The organism is Microbispora sp. H10830, assembly GCF_014161375.1.
Classification (GTDB): domain Bacteria; phylum Actinomycetota; class Actinomycetes; order Streptosporangiales; family Streptosporangiaceae; genus Microbispora; species Microbispora catharanthi.
Genome location: NZ_JABBWX010000017.1, coordinates 77321 through 101003 on the forward strand (window position 1 = coordinate 77321; position 23683 = coordinate 101003).

General features: G+C 71.3%; 24 protein-coding genes. 14 read left to right on the plus strand and 10 right to left on the minus strand.

Annotated features, from left to right (window positions below):
- Positions 1–28: 28 nt before the first annotated feature.
- The 4 genes from HHX35_RS34085 to HHX35_RS34100 all read right to left on the minus strand — a co-directional run bounded on the left by HHX35_RS34085 (position 29) and on the right by HHX35_RS34100 (position 4914).
- Complete coding sequence (locus tag HHX35_RS34085; protein WP_182902765.1) at positions 29–1399, minus strand: GH1 family beta-glucosidase; 1371 nt, start codon at positions 1397–1399, stop codon at positions 29–31.
- Between the two features lie 44 nt (positions 1400–1443).
- Positions 1444–2283, minus strand: a complete 840-nt coding sequence (locus HHX35_RS34090) for a carbohydrate ABC transporter permease (protein ID WP_182902766.1) — start codon at positions 2281–2283, stop codon at positions 1444–1446.
- Positions 2276–3181 (minus strand): sugar ABC transporter permease, encoded by a 906-nt coding sequence (locus HHX35_RS34095; RefSeq protein WP_310739498.1) that lies wholly within the window; start codon positions 3179–3181, stop codon positions 2276–2278. The genes HHX35_RS34090 and HHX35_RS34095 overlap by 8 nt, the downstream gene beginning before the upstream one ends.
- A gap of 413 nt (positions 3182–3594) precedes the next feature.
- Entirely contained in the window at positions 3595–4914 is a 1320-nt protein-coding gene (locus HHX35_RS34100) for an extracellular solute-binding protein (RefSeq protein ID WP_220506220.1), read from the minus strand.
- 638 nt (positions 4915–5552) lie between these two features.
- Here HHX35_RS34100 and HHX35_RS34105 point away from each other — a divergent pair.
- From HHX35_RS34105 to HHX35_RS34130, 6 genes are all read left to right on the plus strand, one after another.
- Complete coding sequence (locus HHX35_RS34105) at positions 5553–6524, plus strand: hypothetical protein (protein ID WP_182902769.1); 972 nt, start codon at positions 5553–5555, stop codon at positions 6522–6524.
- Positions 6521–6919 carry a phage holin family protein gene (locus HHX35_RS34110; protein WP_182902770.1) on the plus strand — a complete coding sequence of 133 codons (399 nt, stop codon included), beginning with the start codon at positions 6521–6523 and terminating at the stop codon, positions 6917–6919. Before HHX35_RS34105 ends, HHX35_RS34110 begins: the two co-directional genes overlap by 4 nt.
- Positions 6895–7578 carry a DUF3618 domain-containing protein gene (locus tag HHX35_RS34115; RefSeq protein WP_182902771.1) on the plus strand — a complete coding sequence of 228 codons (684 nt, stop codon included), beginning with the start codon at positions 6895–6897 and terminating at the stop codon, positions 7576–7578. The genes HHX35_RS34110 and HHX35_RS34115 overlap by 25 nt, the downstream gene beginning before the upstream one ends.
- 271 nt (positions 7579–7849) lie before the next feature.
- Positions 7850–8452 carry a TetR/AcrR family transcriptional regulator gene (locus HHX35_RS34120; protein ID WP_182902772.1) on the plus strand — a complete coding sequence of 201 codons (603 nt, stop codon included), beginning with the start codon at positions 7850–7852 and terminating at the stop codon, positions 8450–8452.
- Between the two features lie 16 nt (positions 8453–8468).
- Complete coding sequence (locus tag HHX35_RS34125) at positions 8469–9290, plus strand: class I SAM-dependent methyltransferase (protein WP_182902773.1); 822 nt, start codon at positions 8469–8471, stop codon at positions 9288–9290.
- 144 nt (positions 9291–9434) lie between these two features.
- Entirely contained in the window at positions 9435–10451 is a 1017-nt protein-coding gene (locus HHX35_RS34130) for a zinc-binding dehydrogenase (RefSeq protein ID WP_182902774.1), read from the plus strand.
- Positions 10452–10482: 31 nt separating this feature from the next.
- Here HHX35_RS34130 and HHX35_RS34135 read toward each other — a convergent pair whose 3' ends face one another.
- Together HHX35_RS34135 and HHX35_RS34140 are read right to left on the minus strand one after the other, a co-directional pair.
- Positions 10483–11250, minus strand: a complete 768-nt coding sequence (locus HHX35_RS34135; protein WP_182902775.1) for a TSUP family transporter — start codon at positions 11248–11250, stop codon at positions 10483–10485.
- Positions 11251–11300: 50 nt separating this feature from the next.
- Positions 11301–12185: a DUF2268 domain-containing protein gene (locus HHX35_RS34140; RefSeq protein ID WP_182902776.1), complete on the minus strand. Its 885-nt coding sequence runs from the start codon at positions 12183–12185 to the stop codon at positions 11301–11303.
- 117 nt (positions 12186–12302) lie between these two features.
- Between HHX35_RS34140 and HHX35_RS34145 the strand changes: the two genes are divergently transcribed.
- Genes HHX35_RS34145 through HHX35_RS34160 form a run of 4 tightly spaced genes read left to right on the plus strand, consistent with a single transcriptional unit; the run spans position 12303 to position 16629 of the window.
- Positions 12303–13256 carry a hypothetical protein gene (locus tag HHX35_RS34145; protein WP_182902777.1) on the plus strand — a complete coding sequence of 318 codons (954 nt, stop codon included), beginning with the start codon at positions 12303–12305 and terminating at the stop codon, positions 13254–13256.
- Positions 13257–13284: 28 nt separating this feature from the next.
- Positions 13285–14598 (plus strand): alpha-amylase family protein, encoded by a 1314-nt coding sequence (locus tag HHX35_RS34150; protein ID WP_182902778.1) that lies wholly within the window; start codon positions 13285–13287, stop codon positions 14596–14598.
- A 43-nt stretch (positions 14599–14641) separates the two neighbouring features.
- On the plus strand, positions 14642–15985 hold the full coding sequence (locus HHX35_RS34155) for a histidine kinase (protein ID WP_310739499.1): 1344 nt from the start codon (positions 14642–14644) through the stop codon (positions 15983–15985).
- The gene (locus HHX35_RS34160) at positions 15982–16629 is read left to right on the plus strand and encodes a response regulator transcription factor (RefSeq protein WP_182902779.1); all 648 of its coding nucleotides are present in this window, start codon (positions 15982–15984) and stop codon (positions 16627–16629) included. The genes HHX35_RS34155 and HHX35_RS34160 overlap by 4 nt, the downstream gene beginning before the upstream one ends.
- A gap of 30 nt (positions 16630–16659) precedes the next feature.
- On the opposite strand, the gene HHX35_RS34165 is transcribed toward HHX35_RS34160, so the two are convergent.
- Together HHX35_RS34165 and HHX35_RS34170 are read right to left on the minus strand one after the other, a co-directional pair.
- Entirely contained in the window at positions 16660–17241 is a 582-nt protein-coding gene (locus HHX35_RS34165) for a TetR/AcrR family transcriptional regulator (protein ID WP_182902780.1), read from the minus strand.
- Between the two features lie 314 nt (positions 17242–17555).
- Positions 17556–18455, minus strand: a complete 900-nt coding sequence (locus HHX35_RS34170; protein ID WP_182902781.1) for an SDR family NAD(P)-dependent oxidoreductase — start codon at positions 18453–18455, stop codon at positions 17556–17558.
- 207 nt (positions 18456–18662) lie between these two features.
- Between HHX35_RS34170 and HHX35_RS34175 the strand changes: the two genes are divergently transcribed.
- A complete protein-coding gene (locus HHX35_RS34175) occupies positions 18663–18800 on the plus strand; it encodes a hypothetical protein (protein WP_182902782.1) in 138 nt (45 codons plus the stop codon).
- Positions 18801–18816: 16 nt separating this feature from the next.
- Here the strand turns inward: HHX35_RS34175 and HHX35_RS34180 are convergent, their stop codons facing one another.
- Positions 18817–20220 (minus strand): PLP-dependent aminotransferase family protein, encoded by a 1404-nt coding sequence (locus tag HHX35_RS34180; protein WP_182902783.1) that lies wholly within the window; start codon positions 20218–20220, stop codon positions 18817–18819.
- A gap of 47 nt (positions 20221–20267) precedes the next feature.
- On the opposite strand from HHX35_RS34180, the gene HHX35_RS34185 reads away from it, so the two are divergent.
- From HHX35_RS34185 to HHX35_RS34195, 3 genes are all read left to right on the plus strand, one after another.
- On the plus strand, positions 20268–21572 hold the full coding sequence (locus HHX35_RS34185) for an MFS transporter (RefSeq protein WP_182902784.1): 1305 nt from the start codon (positions 20268–20270) through the stop codon (positions 21570–21572).
- A 69-nt stretch (positions 21573–21641) separates the two neighbouring features.
- Positions 21642–22265: a dihydrofolate reductase family protein gene (locus HHX35_RS34190; protein WP_182902785.1), complete on the plus strand. Its 624-nt coding sequence runs from the start codon at positions 21642–21644 to the stop codon at positions 22263–22265.
- Positions 22266–22556: 291 nt separating this feature from the next.
- Positions 22557–23054, plus strand: coding sequence for a pyridoxamine 5'-phosphate oxidase family protein (locus HHX35_RS34195; protein WP_182902786.1), 498 nt, complete (start codon positions 22557–22559; stop codon positions 23052–23054).
- Positions 23055–23139: 85 nt separating this feature from the next.
- Here HHX35_RS34195 and HHX35_RS34200 read toward each other — a convergent pair whose 3' ends face one another.
- Positions 23140–23580, minus strand: a complete 441-nt coding sequence (locus HHX35_RS34200) for a GNAT family N-acetyltransferase (RefSeq protein WP_310739505.1) — start codon at positions 23578–23580, stop codon at positions 23140–23142.
- Between the last annotated feature and the right edge of the window lie 103 nt (positions 23581–23683).

A 23683-nucleotide genomic window follows, 5' to 3' on the forward strand; every position in this document is an offset into this window, starting at 1 on the left:
CGGACCACCTGCGCCCCGTTCGCCTCTCTCAGGCCACCCGCAGCCGCTTGCTCGCTCCGATGATCTCGGCGTAGCGCCGGCCGCTCGACTTGACGGTCCGCGCCTGGGTCCCGTAGTCGACGTGCACCAGGCCGAACCGCTTGTCGTATCCGTAGGCCCACTCGAAGTTGTCCAGCAGCGACCACGCGAAGTAGCCCGCCACCGGCGCCCCCTGTTCGATGGCCCGGCCGCAGGCCGCGATGTGGTCCTCCAGATAGGCCAGGCGCTCCGGGTCGTCGACCGTTCCGTCGGCGCCGACCGTGTCGGGCCAGGCGGACCCGCTCTCGGTGACGTACAGACGGGGCGTGGCGTACTCCCGCGCGAGGCGCACCAGCAGGCGCTCCAGACCGCCCGCGTCGACCTCCCAGCCCATGGCCGTGGTGGTCGCCCCCGGCACCTCGACCTGCCGCGCGTACGGCACGGGCCCCTCGGGGTCGGCCGCCACCACCTGCCGGAAGTAGTAGTTGACGCCCAGGTAGTCGAGCGGGGCGGCGATCGTCTCCAGGTCGCCGGGCCGGATCGGCAGGTCGACGCCGTAGACCGCGAGCATGTCCTCGGGGTAGCCGCGGCCGGTGACCGGGTCGAGCCACCACCGGTTGACGTGCCCGTCGAGGCGCCGCGCTGCGGCGTGGTCCTCCTCGCTGTCGGTCGCCGGGTCGCAGGGGCTGAGGTTGTTGACGATCCCGATCGACGGCGTCAGCCGCGCCGCGGCCCGTACGGCCTGCGTGCCCAGGCCGTGGGCGAGGTGGAGGTGATAGGACGTGCGGACCGCGGCCTCCAGGTCCTTCACCCCGGGCGCCATGGAGCCCTCCAGGTGCCCGTGCCAGGAGCAGCACAGCGGCTCGTTGAGCGTCGTCCAGTCGGCGACGCGGTCGCCGAGCCGTTCGGCCACGACGGCGGCGTAGTCGGCGAAGCGCTGGGCGGTGTCGCGCTCGGGCCACCCGCCGCGGTCCTGCAGCGCCTGCGGCAGGTCCCAGTGGTAGAGGGTCGCGAACGGCCGGATGCCGGCGTCGAGCAGGGCGTCCACGAGGTGGTCGTAGAAGGCGAGCCCGCGCGGGTTCACCGGTCCTGTGCCGTCGGGCACCACGCGCGGCCAGGCCACCGAGAAGCGGTAGGCGTCGACGCCGAGGCGTTCGAGCAGGCCGACGTCCTCGCGCCACCGGTGGTAGTGGTCGCAGGCCACTTCGCCGGTGTCGCCGCCGTCGATCGCCCCGGGCACCTCGCAGAAGGTGTCCCAGATCGAGGGCAGCCTGCCGTCCTCGAGGGCCGCGCCCTCGATCTGGTAGGCCGAGGTGGCGACGCCCCACACGAAATCGTTGAAAGCGGTTACATCGGGGGCGTGGCCGCGCTGCGGCTCCATTCGCTGGTTCTCCTTGGTTCGAGGGTGGTGGTGACGGTGAGCGTTCACTTCACGGCGCCCGCGGTGAGGCCCTGCACGAGGTAGCGCTGCAGCAGCAGGAACCCGGCCACCACGGGGACGCTGACGACCAGCGAGGCCGCCATGATCTGGTTCCAGTAGACGTCGTTCTCGGTGGCGTACCCCTGGAGGCCGACGGCGAGCGTGCGGCTCGACTCGTCGGTCATGACCGAGGCGAACAGCACCTCCCCCCACGCCGTCATGAACGCGTAGATCGCGACGGCCACGATACCGGGGGTGGCGGCGGGAAGGACGACCCGCAGCAGGGCCCCGATGGGGCCGCTCCCGTCCACCTGGGCGGCCTCGTCCAGGGCCGTGGGGATCGAGTCGAAATATCCGGCCAGCATCCAGATCGAGAACGGCAGCGAGAAGGTCAGATAGGTGATGATCAGCCCGGTGCGGCTGGCGTACAGCTCGACCCCGAGCGCGGTCCCGAGGTTCACGTAGATCATGAACAGCGGGAGCAGGAAGAGGATGCCGGGGAACATCTGCGTCGACAGCACGGTGACCGAGAAGATCCGGCGGCCGGGGAAGCGGAAGCGGCTGATGGCGTACGCCGCGAAGATCGCGATGAGGACCGACACCAGCGCGGCCACCGACGACACGATCAGGCTGTTGGCGAAGTAACGCGCCAGCGGGACCGTCCGCCACATGTCGGCGAACGGACGGAGCGTGATCGTCGTGGGGATCCAGTGGAAGTCCCCCTGCACGTCCCGCAGCGGCTTGATCGCCGAGGTCAGCATCACGTAGAGCGGGGTCAGGGTGAACAGGCCGAGCAGGCCGAGACCGGCCCACCGCGCCCAGGGCAGCCATCGGGGGTCACGCATCGCTCCTCCTCCGCGACGTCGCCACCAGATACACGGCGGTCACCAGCAGCAGGAACAGCAGGAGCAGCACCGACATGGCCGAGCCCGAGCCGAAGTTCCAGGTGACGAACGAGCTCTGGTAGATGTGGATCGAGATCAGGTCCGCCTCGTGCGGGGCCGATTTGCCGAACAGCACGTACGGCGTGTTGAAGTCGTTGAACGTCCACAGGAACAGCACCAGCACGAGCACCTGGTTGACGGGGCGCAGCATGGGCAGCGTCACCGCGCGCAGCCGCCGTCCCCAGCCCGCGCCGTCGATCGCGGCCGCCTCGTACAGGTCGTCGGGGATGTTCTGCAGCCCGGCCATCAGCACGAGGAAGGCGAACGGCCACGACCGCCACACGCAGACCACGATGAGGGACCAGAAGCTGTTGGCCCCGATCAGCCAGAACGGCCGCTCGCCGAACAGGTGCAACTGGTCCACGAGCACGTGGTTGACGAGCCCCGGGTCGCGCTGGAGCAGGAAGCTCCAGGTGATCACCCCGGCGTAGACCGGCAGGGCGTACGGCACGAGGAACAGCGCGCGCAGCACGGCCCGGCCCCGGAACGAGCCCTGCATGAGCACCGCGCCGCAGATGCCGAACAGCCACGACAGCCCGACGGTGAGCAGGGTGAACACGACGGTGACGAGGAACGAGTGCAGCAGCGAGCGGCCGACCGCGCTGTCGAAGTCGACCGCGACGCTGTAGTTGTCCAGCCCCGCGAAGGGCGCGGCCGACCAGTTGCGCAGGAAGAACTGGGTGAGCTTCAGGAAGCTCATCCCGATGCCGATCAGCATCGGCACCAGGTGGACGAGCAGTTCGAGCAGCACGGCCGGAAGAATCAGCAGGTAGGGCAGGGCGACGCGGCGCAACCGCACCGGGACCCGGTCTACGGGCCCCCGCCGCCGCCCGCCCGGAGGCGGCGGGCCGTCTGGAGACGCGGGCCTTCGTCCCGCGCCGGGCCGGGACGTGGCGGGACGGAACGTCGCGGGCCGGGACGTCGCGGGCCGGGACGTCGCGGGCCTGGACGTCGCGGGCGCCACCGTCGAATCCGGTGCGGGGACCGCCGGATCCGTCCGGCCGGGGGATCGCTCGCCTGATGCCGTCCTTGTACGCCCCGGTGGGGCATCGGTCAGGGCTTGGCCGTCGCCTGCCCCGGCCGTCTCGGCCGGGGACAGCGAGGAGCCGTCCTCTTCAGGGGACGGAGGAGTCACGGACTTCCTCTCGATGTCGAGGGTCTGCGTCGGGGCGCCGGGCGGAGCCTCCGCCCGGCGCCGGGTCACCGGGCCGCTCAGCCGCCCATCTGCTGGTTGGCCTCGGTCAGCTTGGCCTTGACGGCCTCCTCGGTGACCGGCTTGCCGCTCGCGGCGTCGGCGAACAGCTGGTTCATCGCGTTGCCCACGAGCGTCTCGAACTGGCTCTCCTGCGCCACCTGTGGCAGCGGCGCGGCCGTGGTGGAGAGGATCTGCTGGAACGTCTTGATCGTCTCGCTCTCGAACGCCGGGTCGTCGTAGGCGTCCGTGACGGTCGGCAGCGAGCCGTACGCCTTGTTGAGGTTCTGCTGGGTCTGCTTGGACGTCATGAACCGGGCGAACTTCAGCGCCCCGTCCTTGTTCGCGGCCGTCTTGAAGACGGCGAGGTTGATGCCGGCGACCATCGCGTTCACCTGCTTGCCGCCCTGCGACGGGTCGGGCAGCGGGATCGGGGCCAGGCCGTAGTCGTCCTCGGACCAGCCGGCCTGCTTGAGCTGCGTGGCGATCGACTGCCACATCAGCATGCCGGCCTTGCCCGAGACGAAGTCCTGCACCGCCTCGGTGCCGTTGGCGTACTCGGCGTTGCTCGGGTTGACGATCTTGTGGGCGGCCATCAGGTCGAGGTACTGCTTGATGGCCGCGACCTCCTGGTCGGAGTCGAAGTGCGGCTTGCCGGAGGCGTCGAACAGGTCCGCGCCGTGCTGCTGCCCGAAGATGAAGGCGTGGTGGGCGTTCTCGCTGACGCTCGCTCCCTCCACGGCGAGCCCCCACTTGCCGTCCTTGGTCAGCTTCCTGCCGTCGGCGATCAGCTCGTCCCAGGTGGCCGGCGGCTTGTCGATGCCGGCCTCCTTGAACATCTTCTTGTTGTAGAAGAGGCCGTACGTCATGCCGTAGATCGGCACGGCGGTGGGCGGCTGACCGGGGGCGCCGGTCGCGGCGAGGCTGGGGCCGAGGAAGCGCTCCTTGCCGCCGAGCGTCTTGAGCAGCGCGTCGTCCCACGGCACGAACGCCCCAGTCGCCTGCAGCGAGGCCGACCAGGTGTTGCCGATGTTGACGACGTCCGGGCCCTTGCCCGACGTCGTCGCGGCGAGGATCCGGTTGAGCAGGTCGGCCCAGGGGACGACTTCCAGGTTCACCGTGATCCCGGTCTCCTTGGTGAACCTGTCCAGCTCGGGCTTGAGCACCTCCTTGTCGTTCTCCAGGCTGGTGCCCTGGTTGGACGCCCAGTAGGTGATCGTCTGGGCCGCGCTCCCACCGGCCGAGCCGGCTTTGGACGACGAGTCGTCGGCACCGCAGGCGGTCGCGGCGAGCACGAGGGCTCCGGCGACGGCGAAGAGATATGGCTTGCGTCTGCGCACGGGTGTTGTCCTCACTCTTGCGGGTGCGACCGCCCGCCCGTGCGGGCGGCGGTCTGGGGGGTGAACGGTCCTTGTGCCTGTGACAGCGCGGTGCTGTGACAGCGCGGTCTTGCGACAGCGCGGCGCGGACGGCCCCCGCAAGTGCGGGAGTCGCCCCAGGTGACAGGCGTCGGCCACGCGAGCACGGGCTCTCCTCACCGCCATCGGTTTGGAGAGCGCTCTCCAAGGAGGAGAGTGTCGCGGAAGGCGGAGAGTGTCAAGGGGCGGCCCTCTGCCACACCCGCGCAGCCGACCGTTCCGACCGCGATTTCCCCCGTTGAACTGCGGATTTCCGCCGCGTCGAGGGCCGGCCTTGACAGGGCGGCCATCGGGGTCCAGGCTCTGGGAAAGCGCTCTCCAATTTGCTTTCCCGCATCTCCGCCGAAGAGAGGCCACCGTTTCCCAACCGTGCGCCGGGCACGTCCCCGGCCTCCCACCCGGGGGGCCGCACCGCCCCCGCCCCGCCCGTTCAGGCCTGTACGCAGGACACTTGACCAGACCTATACGCCTTTTTGACTTTTTTGAGCACTTTGTGCGTCCGTTCGGACTTCAGGGGTAGCTCGCCGCTCCAGGGACGATTTCGACCCAAGGAGGCTTCAGTGAGCGACTTCCATACCGAGACGCGAACATACGCCGGGGGAAGCGAGCTGCCGCAGGGCGCCGGCCGGCAGCAGGCCGGACAGCAGGGGACCGGATATCAGGGCGCCCCGCAGCAGGGCACCGCGCAGCAGGTCCGGCAGGCGGCGCAGGAGACGGCCCACGAGGCCAGGACCGCCGCCGGCGAGGTGGCGGTCACCGCCAAGGACCAGGCGCGTACGGTGGCCCACGAGGCCAGGGAGCAGACTCGGCAGGTTCTCCACCAGTTGCGCAGGCACACCGACGAGCAGGCGCGGCACCAGAGCAGGCGCGCGGCCGGCGCGATCCGGCAGTGGACCGGCGAACTGGAGGCCATCGGCGACAACGCCAAGCCCGACTCCCCCATGCGGGGCGTGGTCCAGCAGGTCGCGGAGCAGGGTCACCGCGCCGCCGACTACCTGGAGACCGAGGGCCTGCACGGCGCGGTGCGCGACGTACAGGACTTCGCGCGGCGTCGCCCTGGGCTGTTCCTCGCCGGCGCCCTGGTCGCGGGCTTCCTCGTGGGACGGGCCGTCAAGGCCGTCACCTCGGCCGAGGACCCCCACGCCGACGGTGCCGCGAGGCGGTTCGACTCCGGCACCGCATACGGCACCGACGCCGGCGGAAGCGGCGCCGCATACGGTTCCGGATCGCCCTCGTCCGCCCCGTACGGCACCCGCCCGCCGACCACGTACGGCACGGGCACGCAGCACACCCTGGTCGGAGAGTCGGTGAGCGGGAGCACGGGCACCGGAGGCCCTGGAACCGGCGTGACCGCCTCACCGTCGTACGGCACCGGAGACGGCTATCGAGCCGGTGACGGAACGCGCGACGGCACCGGGACCGGTTACACGACCGGCGCGCGCTACCCGTCCGAGGAGATCCGGGACGGCCACCCCGACGGCGACGCGGACGGCTATCCGGGGACGCCGGGCGACGGAGGTGGCCCGCGATGAGCTACCCCAGCCCACCCGCCGAGCCCTCACTGGGCAAGCTGGTCGGGGAGATCGGCGAGGACCTGTCCATGCTGTTCCGCCAGGAGGTGGAGCTCGCCAAGGCCGAGATCCGGCAGGAGGCCGCCAAGGCCGGCAAGGCCGCCGGAATGCTCGGCGGGGCCGGCTTCGCCGGATACATGGTGGCGCTCCTCGTCACGCTGGCCGTCGTGTTCGGGCTCGGCAACGTCATGGACCTGGCCTGGGCCGCGCTCATCGTCGCGGCCGTGTGGGCGGTGATCGGCGGGGTGCTGTTCGCACGGGGCAAGGAGCGCATGCGCGAGGTGAACCCCACGCCCGAGCAGACCATCGAGACGCTGAAGGAGGACGTGCGATGGGCGCGAGCCCAGAGGAGATAAGGGCCGAGATCGAGGTCACGCGCGCGGAACTCGCCGCCGACGTGGACCGGCTCGCCGACCGGACGAGCCCGGCGCGCATCGTGCGGCGCCGTACGGACAGGGTGCGCCAGGCGGCGCAATCGGTGAGGGAGAAGGTGATGGGAGTGCCGGCACACGCCACCCACACGGTTCGCGACCAGGCCGGTGAGGCCGCGGGGACGATGCGGGACGCCGCGGCGCACGCCGGTGAGACGGTCCGCGGCACCGCCGCCGAGGCGGGCGAGATGGTGCGGCACGGCGCCCAGCAGGCGGCCCATACCGTGCGCGACGCGCCGCGGCAGGCGATGCGCAGCACGCAGGGCAACCCGCTCGCCACGGGGTTGATCGCCTTCGGGGCGGGGCTGCTGGCCGCGAGCCTGCTGCCGAAGACCTCCGCCGAGGAACGGGCGGCCGTGCAGGTCAAGGACCGGGCCGGGGAGATGGTCGAGCCGGTGAAGCAGGCCGTCCAGGAGACCGCGCAGCGTGTGGGCGAGGACGCCAGGCAGGCGGTCCAGCAGGTGCGCGAGACGGCCGCGGAGGCGAGCAGGACCACCGGCGAGGAGGCTCGCGACCAGGCGCGCCAGGTCACCGAGCAGACCCGCGACCAGGCACGGCAGATGACCGGCCAGGCCCGGTCGTAGACCCCGTGCGGGAACGTTCCGAGGGCCGGGCCCGGCAGGGCCCGGCCCTCGGCGTGTCCGTCCCCGCCCGGCTCCTCCCCCTGGCCCTCCGGCTCGTCTCCCGCATGCCCCCGGACCGCTCCGCGCGCTTCTGGCCGCCCTCAGCGGCCGCAGAGACCTTCCGCGCAACCGGACCGCCTCGAGCGCGTTGTGCTCGCCGGCAGCCGTCCCAGCCCCAACCGACCGCACCGACGACATTTACAATACAGAGCTGTACTGTATTGTAAATAATATGGGGGAAGCGGAGCGAGAGCGGCCGCCGGGACGTCCGCGAAGCGCGGACATCGACGCGGCCATCCTCGCGGCAGCCGTGGATCTGCTGATCGAGCGCGGGATCGACGCGGTCACGATCGAGCAGGTCGCCCGCCGCGCCGGCGTGACCCGGGCGACGGTGTACCGGCGGTTCCCGGACAAGATCCGGCTGCTCGTCGCCGCGATCGGCGCGGGCCAGGACGCGTCGCCCCCGCCGCCGGAGCCGGTCGACATCGAGCAGATGCTCGCCGCATGGGCCCACCACCTGGCCCGGCCCCGGCTACGCCGGCTCACCCGCCGGCTGATGACATCGCTCCACGACTACCCGGCCCTGCGCGAGGCGTACTGGAACGCAAGCATCCGGCGGCGCGAGGAGGCGATCCGCGCCAGCCTGGAGCACGCGCGTGATCGCGGAAGGTTCCCCCCCTCCGCCGACCTCGGCGTCATCCAGACGATTCTCACCGGCGCGGTCGGCACGCACCTCACCACCCAGCCCGACACCAGCAGCGAGGACGAGATCCGGGACTTTCTGCTGGCCGTGCTCCACCAGACCGGTTACCGCGGGGACGAGCGGCCGGTGTGACCACCGGGAGGACCTCATGCGAAAGATCCCCGTCGACTTCACGGGAGTGCGCGTCACCGCGCTTCTGGAGCTCTACCTGCGCTGGCTCGACAGCCGGGACCGGCACCCGATCCTCGGCGACGAGTGGGCCCAGCGGGCGATCGGCCTGCTGGACTTCGACTTCGACCAGTTCAAGCCGCTCGGTCTCGGACGCTTCGCGGTCGGGGTGCGCTCGAGGATGATGGACGACTGGGTCAGGGCGTTTCTCGGCCGGACGCCGGGCGCGGTCGTCCTCGACATCGGCTGCGGGTTCGACAGCCGTGTCCGGCGCGTCGACCCGGGAGACGGCCACCATTGGTACGACGTGGACTTCCCGGACGTCGTCGAGATCGCCGGCCGGCTGTACCCCCCGCGTCCCGGTCACACCGCCGTCGGCGCGTCCGTCACCGAGCCCGGCTGGCTCGATTCTGTCCCGCGCGACAGACCCGCGATCGTGGTCGCCGACGGCCTGCTGAACTTCCTCCCCGAACACGACGTACGGCGGATCCTCACCCAGATCGTCGAGCATTTCCCCAGCGGCGAGATCTGCTTCAACATCACCTCCCCTGTGGTGAGGAAGCAGCGGGAGAAACGGCCCGTGCCGCTTTTCACGAAGTTCGGGATCGCCGAACAGTGGTTTCCCGGCGACCCGCGCGACGTCGAAGGATTCCATCGCCGGCTTCGCCTCGCGGAGGTCGGCAGCCCAGGTGACGCCTCCCTGCTCAGACGCTCCCCGCTGTACTACCGGCTGCTGGTGGCCTTGATAGGCCTGGTCCCCGCGTGGAGGAACGCCGGCTGGATCCTGCGTTATCGCTTCTGACGCCGGCCCCCGCCGGCACGCCGGACACCGGTGACGCGGGGGCTTCGACGGCCAAGGCCGGCGAAGCCCCCGATCGGGCGCGGGGTTACGATCAAGGTGGAGGACGGATCGAGGGGGAGCGGCGATGGCGCGAGGGATCAGGCCGTGAGGGCCGCCCGGCTGCACAAGGTGGGCGACATCCGGCTGTCCGAGGAACCTCGGCCCGTTCCCGGGCCCGGCGAGAGCCTGGTGCGCGTCACCGCGGTCGGCCTGTGCGGCTCCGACCTGCACTGGTACTCCGAAGGCGGCATCGGCGACGCGGTGCTGGACGATCCGCTCGTCGTGGGGCACGAGATCGCCGGAGTGATCGAGGGCGGCCCACGGCACGGCACCCGGGTCGCGGTCGACCCCGCCATCCCCTGCGGCACGTGCGGGGTGTGCGCGACGGGGTACGGCAACCTGTGCCCGGATGTCCGCTTCGCCGGGCACGGCACGCTCGACGGCGGCCTGCGCGAGTGGCTCGCCTGGCCCGACGACCTGCTGCACCCGCTGCCCGACGCGCTCTCCGACAGCGACGGGGCCATGCTCGAACCGCTCGGTGTGGCGATCCACGCCGTGGACCTGGGACATATGGGGCTCGGGGCGCCCGTCGCCGTCGTCGGGTGCGGGCCGATCGGGCTGCTGGTGGTCCGGCTCGCCCGGCTCGCCGGCGCCTCGACGGTGGTCGCCGTCGATCCCCTGCCGCACCGTCGCGCCGCCGCCCTGCGGTTCGGCGCCGACCACGCCCTGTCCCCCGAGGATGCTGGACCCGCCGCGTGGACCGGGATCGACGGGCTTGACGGCCTCGGCGTACGCGTGGCCTTCGAGGTGGCGGGCGACGACGACGCGGTGCGCCTCGCCATGACCGCGGCCCGGCCCGGCGGCCGGGTCGTGCTGGCCGGCATCCCCGACGAGGACCGCACGTCGTTCCCCGCGTCGCTGGCCCGGCGCAAGGGCCTCACGCTCGCGCTGGTCCGGCGGATGAACCTCACCTATCCCCGGGCCATCCGCCTCGTCGAGAACGGGTCGGTGGACGTGTCGTCGCTGGTCACCGACCACTTCCCGCTCGCGGCCACGGCGGACGCCTTCGCCGCCGCCGTCTCCCGGCGCGGGCTCAAGGTCGTGGTGGAACCCCACGGCTGAGGCGCCGGCCACGGGCTCGGCCTGGGCGATCTTATCGATCGAAAAACTGGTCGTACCCGAGCTTGGCGACCAGGGCGGCCACCACGCACAGCAGGACGACGCGGACGAACCCCGCGCCCCGGCTGAGCGCCATCCGTGCGCCGATCTGCGCTCCGGCGATGTTGCAGGCGGCCATGGCCAGGCCGAGCGCCCACACCACGTGGCCCTGCGCGGCGAAGACGGCGAGCGCGCCGAGGTTGGTGCCGGTGTTGACGACCTTCGCCGTGGCGGAGGCGTGGACGAAGTCCATCCCGAGGATCGAGGTGAACGCGATGAGCAGGAACGTGCCGGTGCCCGGCCCGACGATGCCGTCGTAATAGGCGATGCCGACGCCCGCCACCGCGACTCCCGTCACCACCCGCGCACGCGTACGCAGGTGCGGGTGGGGCAGGCGGCCGAACCCCGGCCGCAGGGTCACGAACGCCCCCACACCCAGCAGCACGATCATCACCAGTGGCTTCAGCACGTCCGCGTCGAGCAGGGCCGCCGAGGCGGCGCCCAGGCCGGCGAACACGACCGCCAGCGCCGCGGCCGGCACGGCCACCCCCCGGTCGAGCTTCGTCTTCCTCGCGTAGGTGACGGCGGCCGAGCCCGTCCCGAAGATCGCGGCGGACTTGTTCGTCGCCAGCGCCTGGACCGGGGTGAGGCCGGCCAGGAGCAGCACCGGAAGCTGCAGCAGCCCTCCCCCGCCGACGACGGCGTCCACCCATCCGGCGGCCACGGCAGCGAGGAGCAGGAGCACGACCTGTCCGGCACCCATGCGGCTCCGTCCCCCTTTGCACCCGTTTGACCTAGGCTCGACGAGCGAGCCTAGCGGGCGGCGGACAGCCCGGCGTTGGCCAGGATCTCCTTTCTGGGCAACGCCGTGCTCTCGGCGGCGGTCAGGCCCGAGGCGGCGAGGTGGGCGTCGACGATCCGCAGCCCGACGGGGTAGCCCGCGTGGTCGGGCAGGCCGACGGGCGGCTGCCCCATCAACTCCGCTGTGGCGTCCCCGTGCACGTACGCGGTGAAGTTGTGCATGCCGGTCAGGTCGAGGGCCCCGGTGATGGTGGCGTACGCGCTGTCGAGCGCGGGCCCGTCCAGGGAAACGCTCCACGGCCCGAGCCCCTCCGGTCCGTGCAGCTCGCGGGCGAACGCCTCGGCGAGCCCTTCGGAGACGACCTGCTCGCCGAGGGTGACGGTCGCGGGGTCCCAGACGACGTTCGAGTACCTGACGTTGTGGTTGAGCTCGTGGACGGCGCAGTGCCCGAGACGGCCGACGTTGTCCTCCGTCGGCCAGACGAGGAGGTAGACCAGGCCCTTGCCGCTCATGCCGAGGTAGCCGTGGTTGCGCCGCACCAAGTGCTCCGCGTCCGGGTCGCCGAGGACGATGTAGACCTGCAGCGTCTCGGGGTGCCGGATGCCGGGCACGGCCTCGCGCTGGCGGCTCCACGCGGCGGTGAGCGCGTCGCCGACCTGCTCCCACACCCCCGCGTCGCGCATCCGCCGCAACGCGGGCAGGTAGCGCTCGTCGTCCCGGTCGACGCGGAACCCGGAGCCCTTGTGGTGCATGCCGACGACGTCGGCGACGGGCATCCAGGGCACGGCGTCCCACATCGGGCGCAGCATTCCGGTGAGCGCCGCGGGCCGGTCCGCGAGGGGGGCGGCCAGCAGATCGGCCATCGCGGTGGCCGTGTCGTGAACGATGATCTCCATGCCGCCGACGCTAAGAGCTCACGCTACGTGAGGCTCAAGCGACTTTCCCCCGTGCGAGGGAGGCGCGTCCCGCCCGGTGGGGAGGCCCGGCGAGAACGCGACCGCGAGCCTGGAGTCATGGAAACGACACACCTTCGGGAGTCCCCGCCCGCGCCCACCGGCGCGCTCGCCACCGGCGCCGCGGCGGTGGCCGGTCTCGCGCTGGCCGGTGTCGGGGCGAGCGGGTTCGCCTTCGACATCGTGGGCGGGATCATGGCGGCGATCGCGGCGGTCACCGGGGAGAGCGGTGTCGTCGACCTCGGTTTCGACTGGCCGATGGCCGCCGCCCGCGCCGCCGCGCTCGCCGCCGGCACGACGCTCCTCGTGACCGCCGTGCGGCGTCGCCGCCGCGCACGCGGCGCCTGCGCACGTTGCGGCCGGCCTGCGGGCCACGACGCGGCTCAGCCCGAAGGCCGCGACGACGCGGGCCACACCTCCCCCGCCGACGGGGGCCGGGGGACGTGGCCGGCCCGGGGATCGTGGCAGAGGCTGAGCGTCCGCGCCGGATACCTGACCGTGCTGCTCGCGGCCGGCTACGGCGCGCTGAAGGTGCAGTGGGGCCTCGGGGGCACGTTCGGCCTCACCGATCCCCGGGCGTTCGGGGATGTGCACCTGTGGACGCCGGGGCTGGGCGACACCGGGGTGCTGGCGCTGATCGGCATGGCGCTCGGGCTCGGTTTCGCCCGGACCTGGCGGCCACCGCTGCGCATGCCGCGGTGGATGCCGCTGACCGCCGCCTTCGTGGGGAGCGTCATGCTGGTCCCGGTCGGCGTCCTCGGCACGGGACTGCGCGTCGCGGTCGCCCTCGGCCTCGCGAAGGCTCCCCTGGAGGGCCTGTCTCCCTGGGTGTTCGACGTCATCTATCCCTGGTTCCTCGCCTGGGGGCTGACGATGGGGACGGCGGCCGTCGGCTACCACTACCGCACGCGTGGCGTCTGCCGCGCCTGCGGGCGGGGGCGTCCCGCCTTCGTACGGCACGCCGGCGTCGAGGGGCCGCCGGCACGGGAGGGGGCCGCGACGGCGACACTGTGACCAGAGGGACGAGCGATGAGGAGCGGATGTGACGTCGTGGAGCGACCACGCGATCTGGTGGCATGTCTACCCGCTGGGTTTCACCGGCGCCCCGTTGACGGCGGCACCCGGGGAAACGCCGGTCCGGCACCGGCTGCGGCGTCTGGAGAGCTGGCTCGACTACGCCGTGAACCTCGGCTGTACGGGTCTCCAGCTCGGCCCGATCTTCGCGTCCGAGACGCACGGGTACGACACGGTGGACCATTTCCGCGTCGATCCCCGGCTCGGGGACGACGACGACTTCGACCACCTGGTGGCGCAGGCGCGGCGGCGCGGGCTGCGGGTGCTGCTCGACGGGGTGTTCAACCATGTGGGCAGGGGGTTTCCGGTCTTCACACGGGCACTGACGGAAGGGCCGGACTCCCCCGCCGCCCGCTGGTTCCGTCCCGGTGACGGCGCCGGCGGCTTCGCCGTGTTCGAGGGCCACGACCACCTGGTCGCGCTGAACCACGCGGAGCCCGCCGTCCTCGACCACGTCGTACGGGTGATGGGCCACTGGCTCGGCCGCGGCGCGTCCGGCTGGCGGCTCGACGCGGCGTACGCGGTGCCGCGCGCCTTCTGGCGGGAGGCCGTCACCCGGGTGCGGCGCGAGCATCCGGACGCCTGGTTCGCCGGCGAGGTGATCCACGGCGACTACGCGGCGTACGTGACCGAGGGCGGGCTCGACTCGGTGACGCAGTACGAGCTGTGGAAGGCCATCTGGAGCTCGCTCAACGACGGCAACTTCTACGAACTCGCCTGGGCGCTCGACCGGCACAACCGGCTGCTGGAGGTGTTCGCGCCGATGACGTTCGTCGGCAACCACGACGTGACGCGCCTGGCCAGCAGGCTCGCCGATTCGCGGCACCTGGGGCACGCGCTGGCCGTCCTGATGACGGTGGGCGGGGTGCCGAGCCTCTACTACGGCGACGAGCAGGCGTTGCTCGGGATCAAGGAGGAACGCGCCGGGGGCGACGACGCGATCCGGCCCGCCTTCCCCGACGGCCCGGGCGACCTGGCGTCGCACGGCATGCCCGTCTACCGGCTCCACCAGCGGCTGGTCGGCCTGCGCCGCCGGCACCCCTGGCTGGTCCGGGCTCGTACGGAGGCCGAGCATGTCGCCAACAGGGCCCTCGCGCTGCGCAGCCAGGCGGGGACGGGAGAAGTCGTCACGCTGCTCAACATCGGCGACGACGCCTACCGCTTCCCCGTGGACGTCTCCCGTCTGACCGTCGCGGAGAGCTGTGCCGGGGCGGGCGGCCCGGACGAGGATCCCGCTCTCGTGCCCGCGCACGGGTGGCGGGTGCTCGTCCACAGACCGTGACCGGACGGCGCGGCATGCGCCGCGAGTGCGGGACCATCGGACCGTGAACCGCGCCCTCGCCCCGCTGATCGACAGGGTCACCTACCGCAGGTGGGCCTGCCTGATCGTCGGCGGGGCCCTGCTCATGCCTTACATGATGGCCGGAGAGGTCGCGACGGCGCTGTGGCGTCCGAGGCCGGACGTCGGCGATCCGCTGCTGTCGGTGCAGCCGTTGATCTTCATCGGGGTGCTCCCGGCGGTGGCCGTGTCGGGGCTGTTCCTGCCGGTCAGGGCCTTCGAGGTCGCCGCCGCTCGCACGTTGCTGGGCGCGGCCGTCGAGACCCCGCCGTCTTCGGTCCGGCGGACATGGTCGGAACGCCGCCGGACCGCGGCGTGGTTCACCCTCCACCTGGGGATCGGCGGCCTGGTGAGCGGTGTGACCCTGGCCATGGTGCCGTTCACGGTCTGGCTGGCGGTCCTCCCGCTGGCCGGGGATCACCTCGGGCTGGTGGACCACGGGATCCGCGCCGGCTGGGCCACGATGTGGGGTCCGCCCGCGGGGCTGGCCGGCCTCGTCTGCCTGCTCTTCCTCGCGGTCGGCGCCGGGGCGCTGCTCGCCCGCCTGGCCCCCGCGTTCCTCGGGCCGTCCGCGGCCGACCGGCTCGCCCTGGCGCGGCAGGCCGCCCATCGGCTGGCGGTGCGCAACCGGCTCGCCAGGGAGCTGCACGACTCGGTGGGCCACGCCCTCAGCGTGGTGACCGTGCAGGCCGCCGCCGCGGGCCGGGTGCTCGACCGGAACCCCGCCGCCGCCCGGGCGGCCCTGGAGGCGATCGAGACCTCCGCCCGGAGCGCGCTGGACGAGCTCGACCATGTCATCGGCGTGCTGCGCGAGGGCGGGGGGCGTGCCTCCCCCGAGCCGTCCCTCGGCGACCTCACCGCGTTGCTCGACGCCGCCGTCACCGGGGACAGACCGGTCGTCCGGCGGCTCGGCGACCTGTCCGGCGTGCCTCCCGTGATCTCCCGGGAGGCCTACCGCGTCGCGCAGGAGGCGTTGACCAACGCGATCCGGCACGGCACGGGCCCGATCGAGGTGGACGCCGAGGTGCGCGACCGCGTCCTGGAGATGTGCGTGCGCAACGAGGTCCGTGCGCATCACCGGCGCGGCCCTGCCGGACCACAGCGGCGCGGCAGGAGCGGCGGCAGGGCGGGTCACGGGCTGGACGGCATCCGGGAGCGGGTGACGCTGCTCGGCGGCCGGATGGAGGCGGAAGGCGACGGCGAGACGTGGAGGGTCGAGGTCCGCGTCCCGCTTCCGGGCGCGCATGCCGCCCTGCTCCCGGACACACGCGGCGACAGCGCGGGCGAGGGCATGGGCGAGGAATCCGGTGAGGGGCGGACGGGGACATGAACGCGAGCATCGGGGTGCTGCTGGCCGACGACGAGGACCTGATCCGCACCGGCCTGCGGATCATCATCGAGTCCGAGCCCGGCCTGAGCGTCGTGGGCGAGGCCGCCGACGGCGCGGCGGCGGTGTCGCTGGCCCGCTCGCTCCGGCCCGACGTCGTCCTGATGGACGTGCGCATGCCCGCGGTGGACGGCATCCAGGCGACGCGGGCCCTTACCGTCGCGGAAAGCGCGCCCAAGGTGGTCGTGGTGACGACCTTCGAGAACGACGACTACGTCTACGAGGCGCTGCGGGCCGGCGCGAGCGGCTTCCTGCTCAAGCGGGCGAGGGCGGACGAGCTCGTCCAGGCGATCCGGGTGGTGGCGGCGGGCGAGTCGCTGCTGTTCCCCGCCGCCATCCGGTCGCTGGTCGCGGCCCGCGGCGCCGCCCGCGCCGTCCCCGGCATCGGCAGGCTGACCGCGCGTGAGGGTGACGTGCTGCGGCTGATGGCACGCGGCCTGTCGAACGCCGAGATCGCCGCCGAGCTCGTCGTCGGCACGGAGACGGTCAAGACCCACGTGGGCAACGTCCTGACCAAGCTGGGCGCCCGCGACCGTACGCAGGCGGTGGTCGCCGCCTACGAGTCGGGCTTCGTCTCCCCCCGCTGAGCGAGGCGGACGACATGACATTGAGCAAGCTCACGTGTTCGGCGGTGTGGGGCGCATGCCTTCGAGCAGAGTGGCGAGGTAACGCTGGGCGGTATCGATCCGGTCGGTGGGGGTGCCGCCGTGGACGGTCACGGCGTGGGCGATGCCGCACATGAGCGGGACAAGGTCGGCGGCGGCGAGGTCGGAGCGGACGACTCTGGCGTCGCGGGCCCGCTCGAGGAGTGTGGTGCCGGCGGACGCGAGTGACTTCTTGAGTTCCGTGGTGCGCGGCAGGGTGTCCGTGGTCGCGGCGGCGACCGGGGGCAGGGCGGGGTCGGTGACCTGTGCTTCGACGATGCGGGACAGGAAGCCCTCCAGCGCGCGCCAGGGGTCGGTGTCGGCCAAAGCCTGCTCGCCATGCGCGGCCAGGGCTTCCAGGCAGGGAGCGGCGACGGTCTCCAGCAGTGCCTCGGGGGTGGCGAAGTGCCGGTAGACCGTGGCGACCCCGAGGCCTGCCCGGCGTGCGACGTCGTTCAGCTGCAATGCGGTGCCCTGGTCGACCAGGTCGCGGGCGGTGGCGACGATCCGCTCCCAGTTGCGGGCGGCGTCTTTGCGCAGCTGTGTGGTCATCATGTGGGAAGAGTCCAGGTTGCTCGTCTTGGTTCACGGGCTCGTCGTCTGATCATATGCGGGCGTTCCCCGGGGACCTGGCTGTCGGGCGGTGGGCGGGCTGCCTGGCCTGCCCACCGCGGGCTGTCAGCGCGCGTCGTGCTCCTGGCCGAGGAGCCGGTGATGATGCGCGGCGAGTCCATCCGTGATCGGCCTGAAGTTGGCCTCGATGCCGCCGGGGAGCGGTGGGAGTTCGGTGTGTTTCTCGAGAGAGCGACGAGAGCGAGCCGGCGCTGATCGTGTGACCGGCAGCCGGCTGGGGGCGCACCTGCGGATGGTCATGCATTCGCTCTGGCCACCGGAGGTGCGTGGGTTTCGCTGAGCAGGCGTACGGCCTCGGCGATGCGGCGGTCGGTCGCCGCACGGAACGGGGCGACGGGGTGTGCCTGGGGCCCGATGACGAGGCCGGTCCGGCCGGTCAGCGCGTGGTCGGTGGCGGCGATGATCGAGGGCCTGGCCGCCGCGGACGCCGGACCGGAGGTGGAGCGTTCGAACGTGCGGCGTACCAGCGGCCACAGCAGCCGCAGGGCAGGAGAGACGATCTTCGGGTCGGTCAGGGTGCCGTTGGTCATGTCGGTCGCGGCGCCTCCGGGATCGGCGGCGAAGACTGACACGCCCGTGCCGTCCAGCCGCCTCGCCAGGTCGAGCGTGTAGGCGAGGTTGGCGAGCTTGGCGCGGCCGTACCAGTGGAAGCCGTAGTAGGCGCCTGGCGGCTCGACGGCGTCGAACACCCGCTTGGCGACGCCGACCGCGCCCGAGGTCACGTTCACGATCCTGCTCGGCGCCCCGGCGGTGAGCGTGGGGAGCAGTAGTTCGGTCAGCAGGTACGGCGAGAGGTGGTTGACGACGAACGACGCCTCGACGCCGCCCAGGTCCGTGCGCTCGGCGAACATTGCCCCAACGTTGTTGACCAGCACCGTCAACGGCTCCCCCGACGCGGCGTGGTCGGCAGCGATGCGGTCGGCCAGCGCGCGGACCTGGTCGAGCGAGGCGAGGTCGGCGGACAGGAACCGGCCGGGGTGCGCCGGTTGTGTCGCGTTGATCCGCTCGACCGCCCTGGCTCCCCGGTCGGCGTCGCGCCCGACCACAGTGACCGCGAACCCTGCGGCGGCCAGTCCCAGCGCGGTCTCGAAGCCGATGCCTCCCGTGCCGGCCGTGACCACAGCTGTCTTCATCATGAGCCCCTCCATCCCAATAAACGGATAGTTCATCCGGTTAGGCGGGATGGTAGCACAATCGGATGAACTATCCGGTTAATGCTTCGACCGCTGACGACAGTCGGCCATGAAGTGCCTCCGCCGGCGGGACTGTCGCGTCCGGGCGCGACCCGGCGCGACCGAGGTGACTCCCTGTGCTTATCTGCGGTAGAGCTGGGAGGGCTGATCATGGGGACGGCGAGCTCGCTGGGCTCCTGCACGGCGGGGCCAGGCGTCGGAGCCGCGGCCGGGGCGCTTCTGTCCACGATCGGCAACGCCAACACCGCGCAGGCGCGCGCTGGGGTCGGCGTGCGCCTGGTGAAGTGATCAGGGCTGGCTGCGGTCAGCCGCCCTGCAGCAGGTCGGCGATGCTTCCGATGCCGTCAGCGATGGCGTCCACGGTCAGGTTTCCGAATCCGAGAACGAGCTGCGTGGGCCGTGTCTGCTGGTCGACTCGGTAGGTGCTCATCCCGTACAGCCCGACGGACCGCCTACGGGCGGCCGCGACTACGGCAAGCTCGTCCGTGCCGGTCGGTAGCTGTGCGACGGTGTGGAAGCCGGCGGACGGCCCGCGCAGCTCCACCTTGGGTGCGTGCCGGTGGAGCGCCTCTACGAGGGCCGCCCGGCGGGCGGCGTAGCGCGTACGCATGTGACGTAGGTGGCGGTCGTAGCGGCCCGACTGCACCAGGTCGGCCAAGGCGAGTTGGTCGAAGACCGGTGAGCCCCGGTCGCCCAGCTTCTTCTGATAGGCGACAGCAGAAGCGAGGCGGGGTGGGGACACAATCCATCCGAGCCGCAGGGCGGGCGCGAGTGACTTGCTTACAGAGCCGAGCAGCGCGACCCGGTCCGGTGCCAGGCCCTGCAGAGCGCCGACCGGTTCGCGGTCGTACCGGAACTCGGCGTCGTAGTCGTCCTCGATGATCGTCGCATCGTGGGCGGCGGCCCAGGTGATCAGAGCCTGTCGCCGATCAGGAGCCAGCACGACCCCGGTGGGCGATTGATGCGCGGGTGTGAGCACCACGGCGCGTGCATTTGTGGCTGCCAGCGCTCCGGTGTCGATTCCACACTCGTCGACCGGGACACCCACGACCTCCAGACCCAGCATCGCGGCGATGGCGCGGTGGTCGGGGTCGCTGGGGTCCTCGAACGCCACGACGCTCACACCCTCGCTCGCCAGGGCCCGGAGGACGAGTTGCAGCCCTTGCGCGTAGCCGGCGCAGATGAGCACGTGGGTGGCCTCTGCGGCGGCGCCACGAACACGCCGTAGGTAGGCGGCGATTACTTCGCGCAGCGCCGGGCTACCGTGCGGGTCGATGTAGCCGAGCAGGTCACTGGGTGCGTCGCGGCAGGCGTGGCGCAGGGCACGGCTCCAGTGCTCGCGAGGAAAGCTGGACAGGTCGGGCACGCCGGGCCGGAAGTCGATCGTGACGGGCGCGGCAGGTGAGGGTCGCGACGGCGCGGTCGTGGACGGGTGCTCGGTGGAGGCCACCCGGGTAGCCGAACCCGGTCGCGTGACGATGTAGCCCTCTGCCTGCAGCTGTGCATAGCACTCGGTCACCAGGCCGCGGGAGATGCCGAGATCCCGGGCCAGAGCACGTGAGGAGGGGAGTCGCTCTCCGGGCGCCAGCCGACCGGAACGGATGGCCTCACGCACTGCACGTTCGAGCTGGTCGCGCAGCGGTTCCGGCTGGTTCCGGTCGACCCGCAGCAGGAGTTCCGGCCCAGAACCGGTCCACTCAATCGGCATGAAACTGGACCTTATAGCTGAACCGGTGCTCTTCCTACGATCGGCGCATGGATCACCAAGAGGTCAGTGCCCGGACAGAGTCTCGACCATCTGGTCGCCGAGGGCGTGCCGGGCGGTCTTCGTTCACCGGCGTCGACGCTCGTCTCCCGGATGTCGCGCATCCGCAGTCGATCCTGAGCCGCCCCGTGGTCATGTTGCTGATCACTTCGCTCGGCTCCTGCGGCAGTTTCTACCTGCTGCTGCCGGTCGTCCCCCTCTATACGGCCGCCGCCGGCGCGGGCAGCGTGGGCGCGGGGTTGTCCACCGGCGCGATGATGCTCGCGACCGTGCTGGTGGAGTTCGCGGTGCCTGGCCTGCTCAGCAGGTACGGATACCGCGCGGCCATGACGCTGGGCCTGATCCTGCTCGGGGCACCGGCGGTAGTGCTGGCGGCATCATCCTCGCTGCCGCTCGTGATGGGCGTCTGCATGCTGCGTGGCGCGGGGCTCGGGATCCTCTCCGTGGCGGGTTCGGCTGCCATCGCCGAATTCGTGCCCGCCGAGCGCCGCGGTGAGGGGTTGGGACTGTACGGCCTGGCCGTCACGGTCCCGTCCATCGTGTGCCTGCCACTGGGTCTGTGGCTGAACGCGCGCATCGGCTACTGGCCGGTCTTCCTTGCAGGGGCGGCGCTGTCGCTGCTCGTGCTGGCCGCCGTACACGGCCTGCCCGCCCGGTCGGCCAGAGTGGAGCACCATGGCAGCGTCCTCGGCGCTTTACGCATCGGTGGGCTTGCCAGACCGGCGGTCATCTTCGCCGCCGTGACTCTGGCGGCCGGCGCCCTGCTGACCTTCCTCCCCCTGGCCCTGTCGGCGGAGTCGTACCAGCTGGGCGCGGTAGCCCTGCTCGTGCAGTCCTGCGCTGCTCCGCTCGCCCGCTGGGGCGCCGGGTGGTACGGCGACCGTCACGGCTCCGCCCGCTTGCTCGTCCCTGCGGTTCTCGCAGCCGCCCTCGGCGCGGCCGGGCTCGTCCGGGTGGACAACCCGCTCGCGGTTGTCGCCGGCATGGGGCTGTTCGGGATCGGGTTCGGCATGGCCCAGAACGTAACCCTGGCGCTGATGTTCGAGCGTGTCTCCGCGTCCGACTTCGGTCGGGTGAGCGCACTGTGGAACCTTGCCTACGACGGCGGCCTGGGCATCGGCGCAGCCGGGTTCGGCCTTCTGGCCGGACCAGTGGGATATCCGGCGGGATTCGCTCTCACCGCCGGCGTGCTGTTCGCCGCGCTCGCGCCCGCGTGGCGCGGCGCGGCGCGACCGGCAGGAACGGAACGGAAGCTCACCTGGCCTGACCGGCCGAAAGAAGCGCCGCGAGCCTGATGACGACGAATAACGGTGGCGGCTGCGAGAACAAGGTCTCGGTCAGAAGACCAGCAAGGAGGAACCCTCATGGGAAAGGTTCTGTTGAACATGTCAGTGTCACTGGACGGCTTCAGTGCGGGCCCGGACGTCGGCTTTGAGCGGCCCATGGGTCAGGGCGGCGAGCGGCTCCATGAATGGCTCTTCGACAACGATGCCGATCGAGGCGCGTACGACACCCAGAAGTCAGCAAGCAGTGCGGACGCCGAGGTATCGGACGATCTGTACGCGGCGACAGGAGCGGTCGTGGTGGGCAGGCGAACCTTTGATGTGGGAGTGGGTCTGTGGGGGGATACTCCGTTCCCGCTGCCGTGCTTCGTGCTCACGCACGAGGCTCGAGAAGAGCTGGTCATGAAAAGGGGAACGTTCACCTTCGTCACCGACGGCATCCAGAGCGCGCTCAAGCATGCCCAAGAGGTCGCGGGCGAAAAGAACGTCCTTGTGATGGGTGGGGCGAATATCGCCCAGCAGTTCGTGAAAGCTGGTCTGGTAGACGAGATTCAGATCCAACTGGTACCCGTGCTGCTCGGTGCGGGCACCCGGCTGTTCGACAACCTGGGCACCGACCACATCGAGCTGGAACGGACCATGTTGAACGAGTCGCCGCACGTCACGCATCTGCGATTCCGCGTCGTGAGAGCAGGAGAGGAATGAGAGCAGTTCGCGGCGGGATCAGTCGACTGTCTGCAGGGCGGACCGTACGCGACCACTGAGTACACGCTCGACCGCCGACGCCAAGGCCGCAATCCGGGGGGAGTTGTCGCCATCCAGCGCGGCGCTGTGGGTGGGGTCAGCGCTGGCGGCGGCCGGGTTCGGCGGTGTGGATGACTGTCATGGCGGTGGGAGCCAGAAAAGTTTGGGAAATCGGGGGCCGGCGGATGTCGAGAATGCTCCGACGGCTCCGTCCCTGGGGCGGATCACGACAACGACCCTGGAGGGACGGCTATGCGAGCGAGCGAGATCATCGAGATTCTGGACCGGCCGATCAGCCGAGAGCTGTTGGCACGCGACGTGACCCGGCTGGCCTACGTGGCCAAGGACGGCACGCCCCGGAACGTCCCGATCGCGTTCACCTGGAACGGATCGGAGATCGTCATGTGCACCACGAAGAATGCTCCGAAGCTCCCGGCTCTGCGCGAGAACCCGATGGTCGCCCTGACGATCGACACCGAGGTGCATCCGCCCAAGATCCTGCTGATCCGCGGTCGGGCCGAACTGGACGTCGTCGACGGCATCCCGGACGAGTACCTCCAGATGAACGGCTCGTACGAGATGACGCCCGAGCAGCGGGTCGAGTGGGAGGCCGAGGTCCGCTCGCTCTACGACGGCATGGTCCGGATCGTGGTGACGCCGACATGGGCGAAGCTGATCGACTTCGAGACGACCCTGCCGAGCGCGGTCGAGGAGCTGGTCCGGCAGCGGGCCGAGCGTGAGCGCGCCTGAACACGGTCCCGGCCATACTGAGGAGAACTCGATGGCCAAGTGCCTGCTACTCAAGCCCTGACGTGCGAAAACGCGCCTAGAGGGTCTAGAGGCTCCGCGGGTCGCGCACCCGCAGGCCGAAGGCCGACAGGCCCTGCTCGTGGTGCTCGATCAGCCCGAGGCGGCGGTAGAAGGCGTGGTTGGCGGGGCCTTCCGAGGTGGATTCGTGATCGGTGGTGAGGACGAAGTAGCGGCAATGCGCATACCGGTCCTTGAGGTGCTCCAGCAGCCGGCGGCCGACGCCCTTGCCGTGGTGCTGGGCGTTGACCAGCAGCTCCTGCACGTAGCAGACGATCTCGTCGTCGGACACCGTCCGTGCCAGGCCGAGCAGTCGGCCCGACTCGTCTCTGGCGGTGATGACCAGGTGCGAGTTGGCCAGGCTCCGGCACACCCGAGCGACATCGCGCGTCCATGGGTGCCAGCCGACCGAGTCGTAGAGCTCAAACACCTCCGCCTCGTCGAACGCCGTCTCCTCAGCGATGATCACCAATTACGGGTCTCCCTGATCTTTTCGACATGTAGCGACGCATCCGAGCCTATTCAGTGGAGAGCGGCGGTGGCCGGCCGCGGGGCTCGACCAGCCCTTCAGA